The organism is Methylobacterium sp. WL116, from assembly GCF_008039455.1.
In the GTDB taxonomy this organism is placed as follows: Bacteria; Pseudomonadota; Alphaproteobacteria; order Rhizobiales; family Beijerinckiaceae; genus Methylobacterium.
Genome location: NZ_VRUV01000737.1, coordinates 1 through 1729 on the forward strand (window position 1 = coordinate 1; position 1729 = coordinate 1729).

The 1729-nt window shown below is 73.9% G+C and carries 2 protein-coding genes; both read right to left on the bottom strand.

Annotated features, from left to right (window positions below):
* A partial coding sequence (locus tag FV223_RS26795; protein ID WP_147729758.1) for a glycosyltransferase occupies positions 1-1030 on the bottom strand: 1030 nt, incomplete at its 3' end.
* Between the two features lie 21 nt (positions 1031-1051).
* A partial coding sequence (locus FV223_RS26800) for a galactosyltransferase-related protein (RefSeq protein ID WP_147729759.1) occupies positions 1052-1729 on the bottom strand: 678 nt, incomplete at its 5' end.

Sequence of the window (1729 nt, forward strand, 5' to 3'; positions counted from 1 at the left end):
CGTAGAGGCTGCCCAGCGGGGCGGGATCGAGGGTGCGGGCCCGGGCGAGGAGATCGCGCCAGCCCTGCAGATCGCCGGGCCAGACCGGGGCCTGGACCGCGGCGCCCAAACGGACCAGGGCCTCGGCCTTGCGCGTCTGCTCCCCGAAGTAGCGCCATTCCGGCATCACAATCAGGCGGCCGCCCACGCGGGCGACCTCGTGGACCGTGTTGTCGCCGGCCGAGGCCAGCACGATGTCCGCGGCGGCGAGGTAGTCGGTCACCGAGGGCACCCAGCCGAGCTCGCGCAGGTTGGAGAAGTCGGTCTCGTGGCCCTCGCGATGGGTCGGCCCGAGGGTGAGCCACAGGGTCTCGGGGGCGGCGCGCGCGGCCACAGTCAGCGGCGCGTAGGGCGTGCCGCTGCCCCCGCCGCCCGTCACGGCCACGACGATCTCGCGCGCCGGATCGAGACCGAGCCGTGCGCGCGCCTCGGCGCGACCGGGCACGCCGTCGACGCTGGTGCAGAGGCCGCCGCTGTAGAAGGTCTTGGCCCGCAGGTACGCCGGATAGTCGTCCTGCTCCATCCGCTCGTCGAAGGGGGCGAGCATCCCGACGCAGGCCTCGTAGGCGCCGACATGGCCGATGTCGGAGCGGTCGCCGTGCATGCGGATCTGCACCGCCGGCACGCTGGCGATGCGCGCGAGCAGCGCGATCTCCGCCGAGACGTCGACCACGAACAGGCCGACCTCGCGCTCGTCGAGGTGGTCGAGGATCCGCCGCATGGTCCGTCGCATCTCGGCGAGGCCGAGGGGCACGCAGTGCATCACCTGCGGCGTCGGCTCCGCGTAGAGCCGCAGCGTCGGCACGGACGCGCCGATCATGTTCGGCAGCGGCACGATCTCGATGTCGCGGGAGAAGCCGTCGAACAGCTGGGGGCCGGCCGTGAGCACGGAGACGGGGCGGTCGCGGGCGAATTCGGCGGCGATCGCCATCGTGCGGTTGGCATGGCCCCGTCCCTGATGATGGACGAAGAACGCGATGGGCTTCTTCATGGCTGGAGTGTTCGCAAACCGTCAGGAGAACAGGGCGTCGGGCCGCAGGGCGGCGGCGACCTCGTCGGCGCGCGGCCGGCGGACGAGCCGGATCGCCGGGGCGTCCGCGTCCCAGGCGATCAGCCCGGCGGCCCGGAACTGGTCGAGCCAGTAGGTCATGCACCAGCGTCCGTGCCTTCGGTGGAAGCGGGCGGCGTTGGCGAGGATCGCCTCGAAGTGCTGCAGCGGCGGCACGTGGACCGGGTGGTGCTGATGGTAGGCGCAAGCCCCCGCCACCCAGAAGGTCGGCAACCCGCCGGCCGCGAGGCGGACGGCGAGGTCGGTCTCCTCCCCGCCATAGCCGGCGTAAGCCTCGTCCATGCCCCCGACGGCGTGCCAGGCGCGGGCCGGCAGAGCGAAGGACAGGCCCCAGAGCTGGCCGGGATCCGGCTCCGGGCGCAGGCCCGTTCGCGGCACCGCCGGCCGCGCCGGATGCCTCTGCCCGGCCCGCGCGAGCGCCGCATCGTCGGCGGCATTCCCCGCCTCGGACCCGGGCGGCAGATACAGCACCTCGCCGAGGAACAGGCCCTCGGCCTGCGCCGCCGCTCGGCGATAGGCCGCGACGAGGCCGGGAGACGGGATGCAGTCGACGTCGAGGAAGATCAGCAGCTCGCCGCGGGCGGCCTCGGCCGCGCGGTTGCGGGCGGCGGCGAGCGGCAT